General features: G+C 43.1%; 1 protein-coding gene. It reads right to left on the bottom strand.

Annotated elements, in window-relative coordinates; all coding sequences use genetic code 11:
• Window positions 1-306: 306 nt before the first annotated feature.
• Window positions 307-1,596, bottom strand: a complete 1,290-nt coding sequence (locus tag FYJ57_RS14940; protein ID WP_154433268.1) for an IS30 family transposase — start codon at window positions 1,594-1,596, stop codon at window positions 307-309.
• Window positions 1,597-1,948 lie beyond the last annotated feature (352 nt).

Genomic DNA, 1,948 nt, shown 5'->3' with positions numbered 1-1,948 from the left:
GGCTGAATTGGAAAACTGACTTCCAGTTTGCAAAAGTAAACCCCTGTTCCTAAAAGTTCTTGCAAGACTAAATTCCGGCATATCAAGAAATCATGATTTTAGCGGAATTTACGTTTCCAAACTGGAACTTACAAAACCAAATAGATTGAACCAGTTGTTGAGGCGTGATAAGATAACCCCAGATCAATTTCTGTTCTGAAAAAAGACGCACTTTAAGCGGAGGTCGAATTCATCTTTCTTTTTTTGCAAGATTAAATTCCACCCCTGATGGCAGTGCTTATGAATCCGGATGGCAGTCCGATCAGTTTATTTTTTCAGCAGATATGGTGTGAGATTGATCTCATTAGCGGGGATTACCTTAATGCCGAGCTTAGCCAAGGTATCCTCACCGTAAAGGAAGCTGAACAACTGGTTGGCAGACTGGTCGTTCAGCTTTTTTCTTGTGTAGGAATTGATGTGACTCATCAGAAGAGACACATCTTCCTGGATTAAGTTGTCAAAAGAGGATTTCTTTGGTAATACGCGTCTGATCATCTCGTGGCATACTTCACAGCCGCCTTTCTGGTCAGAACGTTGTGGATCACAGTAGAATACTCTGGTTCTGCGTTCACCATTACCATTGAACTCAATACCCAGAGGGTCGGTAAATTCACTCCCACGGTCGGTTACAATCACAGGGAATAATTCAGTGAATTTCTCGTGCCCCAAGAGAACATAAAGCTGGTTGAAGATATCTGTTACAGAACGTGCTGTATTCGCATCGCGAATGAATGCCAGCATGAGGTTACAGTTCTGAAAGAAGATGGTTAGAAATACTTTGCCACCTTTTCTTCCTTCAACAGAGTCCATCTCAACGACAGAAACATCTGGATTGGCAGCCATATATTCCTGAAAGTCTTCATAGGTGCGACCGACGTGGCATCTCTTGTCCACCCTTACTGGTTTCTTCTTTTTACGAATGCGATAGCGCACTTTACGCGGAAGATCACCGTTGCATACAGAAAGAAGTCCTGCGTCGATATAGTTATAGATTGTCTTTTCATCTAGCATGATCAGGTCAACGTTATTGACACAGACCTGGTGAATTGACTGTCCCTGCCTGATCAGAGGAGTGATAATACCATCAATCCTTTTTAATTCTTCAGAACTGATAGCGAATCCCTGTCGGCTTTCGCTACGGACAGCTTCATATTCATTCTGAGCATACTTTGCCTCATAAAGATGGCGCCTTAACTTACACCCCTGTCTGGTATCGCACCCATTACAAACATAAGGAGGCTTTTTGATTTTCAGGCAAACCTGTTCCTCAAAATCAGGACAGTGAGTATAGCAAGGTGGATCACATTTCTTACAATCCTGACCCCAGCGCTTCTTACAGGGTTTGCAGATGTCACCGTAATGCTTACAGGTACGTCTGTTGGCACATGGATTGTATGTACTTTTTTCCACAACCTTGTAATGGTTGCGGACTTCCTTGGAAATCGTAGAAGGATCTTTTCCGAGAATTTCTCCGATTTCTTTGAACTTGAGATTATCACGAAGTGATACTTCGATTGTCTGTCTTTCATCAAATGTCAGATGTGCATTCTTTGCCATGGTAGTTTCTCCTTTGGTAGGATGCCATCCGGAAATCTGCTGAAAGTATGATTATAACAGAAGGGGCTCTGCCCCTTGAACCCCGAGGTTTATCGCTTTGTGTTTCCACAGGAGCAAAGAAAAAGAGCAACACACTCAGTGCTGCTCCTGTGTAACCCTGGATGCCGCTCAGGTCGCTCCTCAGCGTTGCCCTATCCTGCATTTCAGGGAAAGTAACTATATTTTAATTGATTACTGACCGGTGTTCAACCGGTTGGGGAAAGGTTTGGAAGAGTTACTTCTACCACTGTTTTTGCAATGGTAAGTTCCAGTCAAGATCTACTGGAACTGGAATTTACTTTTCCAATTGACC

It is taken from the genome of Oliverpabstia intestinalis (assembly GCF_009696065.1).
In the GTDB taxonomy this organism is placed as follows: domain Bacteria; phylum Bacillota; class Clostridia; order Lachnospirales; family Lachnospiraceae; genus Oliverpabstia; species Oliverpabstia intestinalis.
This window is presented reverse-complemented; position numbering and strand designations above follow the sequence as displayed.